Here is a 1559-nt window from a genome sequence, read left to right on the forward strand (position 1 = left end):
TCATAGCGTTCTATTTGCTGTTTGATAATGGAACTAATTTCTTCTGGACGCAAGTTCATCCTGTTATTTCACCCCTACTTCCTGAGGTTTCTCCGAGGTTTTCCGTAACCCCACACGCATCCGGTTCAAGGCATGGGCAACCGTCCCATCCATCACACGATCTCCGACCTGAATAAGAACCCCACCAATAAGTTCAGGTCGTACATCGCGAATAACGCGAATATCTTTTCCTGTCATCATACTCCCAATAACCTTTTTGAGATTGTCAAGTTGGGGCGCACTTAACTCGACTGCGCTGACTATTTTCGCTTCCACGACTTTACGCGCCTCATCAGCCAACTTAGTAAACTCACGTTGTATGTCAGGTAAGAGATTCTCCCGCCTCTTGTCAATCAATAGGTGGAGAAAATTACGTGTCGTTTTGCCAAATTCTTTCCCCAACAGTTCATCCATCACGGCTTTCTTTTCTTTAAAAGAAATGTGGGGATGAAGCAGGACATTTCTAACCTCTTCGTTTTCCTCGACTAGCTTTGTAAGTTCACGCAGATCGCCATCAATCAGGTCAAGAGACGTTTCGGAAGCAATTTCAAATAAAGCCTGGGAATACCTACGGGCAAGCGCTCCATTTATCATTGCAATTCCCCTACCTCTTGAATGAATTGCTCAATGAGCTGTGATTGACCCTTCAAGTCTAATTTTTGACGTATAATCTTTTCGGCTACTAAAATTGACAGATCAGCAGCTTGGCCCTTAACATCGGCAATCGCCCTGTCACGTTCGCGTTGAATATCAACAAGGGCGGATTTTTTAATTTTTTCGGCCTCCTCATGGGCTGCAACGATGATTTCGTTCGCACTTGCTTCGCCCACTTTGGTTGCTTTGGCAATTACTTCTTGAGCTTCTTGACGAGCTTGACGCATTTCTTCCTGATATTCGCGTTTTATTTGCTCCGCTTGCTGACGTTCTTCTTTTGCTTCAGCCAGGTTGGTCTCGATAAAATTCCGCCGTTTTTCCATCATGTTATTTAACGGGTTCCACGCTACCTTGCCAAGAAACCAAACCAGTAACACAAAGGATATCATCTGAGCAAGCATCGTCCAATCAAATACTAAAGGGTTATTCAAAGCCTACCCCCCTCTCAATTTAGGTATTGAAGCTATAGCCCTTTTTTAAGGGAGACTTACGTCCCCCCATAAATTTAGAACGGGCATAGTCTTGGTCTCAACACATTCGCACAACAACCTACTTCGTGAACATAAGAAGCAGCGCAACAATAAAAGAAAGAATAGGCAAAATTTCGACCAAGCCGATACCTAAAAACATAGTACCCATTAAAGTCCCTTTAGCTTCCGGTTGTCGGGCAATACCCTCGATCGTTCTGCTGATAACAAGACCATTACCAATCCCGGCTCCGATAGCTGCGAATCCTGCAGCAACTCCAGCACCAATTGCCGCCATTGCCGTAATTAAACTAGTATCCATTAATTGTAACTCCCTTCTTAATTCACAATTTGAACCCCATATCACCTCAGTGAAAGTTTACGTTACTAACGTATCTT

At 43.9% G+C, this 1559-nt stretch carries 3 protein-coding genes; all 3 read right to left on the reverse strand.

The genetic code is table 11. The features are described 5' to 3' along the window. Nucleotides 1–63: 63 nt before the first annotated feature. The gene (locus AC6I5A_RS10935; protein ID WP_034615673.1) at nucleotides 64–633 is read right to left on the reverse strand and encodes a F0F1 ATP synthase subunit delta; all 570 of its coding nucleotides are present in this window, start codon (nucleotides 631–633) and stop codon (nucleotides 64–66) included. Then, nucleotides 630–1094: a F0F1 ATP synthase subunit B gene (gene atpF, locus AC6I5A_RS10940; protein ID WP_034615676.1), complete on the reverse strand. Its 465-nt coding sequence runs from the start codon at nucleotides 1092–1094 to the stop codon at nucleotides 630–632. The genes AC6I5A_RS10935 and atpF overlap by 4 nt, the downstream gene beginning before the upstream one ends. Before the next feature lie 148 nt (nucleotides 1095–1242). Further along, nucleotides 1243–1482: a F0F1 ATP synthase subunit C gene (gene atpE / locus AC6I5A_RS10945; protein WP_497900675.1), complete on the reverse strand. Its 240-nt coding sequence runs from the start codon at nucleotides 1480–1482 to the stop codon at nucleotides 1243–1245. Nucleotides 1483–1559 lie beyond the last annotated feature (77 nt).

The organism is Desulfosporosinus sp. Tol-M2 (assembly GCF_059735615.1).

Coding starts and splice junctions, on each gene's coding strand:
- AC6I5A_RS10935 (WP_034615673.1), bottom strand. CDS start 633: ATGATAAATGGAGCGCTTGCCCGTAGGTATTCCCAGGCTTTATTTGAA.
- atpF (WP_034615676.1), bottom strand. CDS start 1,094: ATGCTTGCTCAGATGATATCCTTTGTGTTACTGGTTTGGTTTCTTGGC.
- atpE (WP_497900675.1), bottom strand. CDS start 1,482: ATGGATACTAGTTTAATTACGGCAATGGCGGCAATTGGTGCTGGAGTT.